At 47.5% G+C, this 278-nt stretch carries 1 rRNA gene; it reads right to left on the bottom strand.

The features are described from left to right. Positions 1–278: ribosomal RNA gene (locus ACSLUH_RS19610) — 23S ribosomal RNA — on the bottom strand; the annotation flags it as partial.

Raw genomic sequence — 278 nt, 5'->3', positions numbered from 1 at the left:
TCTACCTAACCACCTGTGTCGGTTTGGGGTACGGTTCCTAATAATCTAGAGCTTAGAAGCTTTTCCTGGAAGCAGAGCATCAACAGCTTCGTCACCTTGGTGACTCGTCTCGTATCTCAGCCTTAAGGGTGTCCGGATTTACCTAAACTCCCAGCCTACATACTTTCACATGGACAACCAACGCCATGCCTGCCTAGCTTTCTCCGTCCCTCCTTCGCAATTATTAGAAGTACAGAAATATTAATCTGTTTCCCATCGACTACACCTTTCGGTCTCGC

The sequence above is a fragment of the Thalassotalea ganghwensis genome, assembly GCF_053485795.1.
Note: the sequence above shows the minus strand (reverse complement) of the source record. Positions and strands in the feature narration are given on the sequence as shown.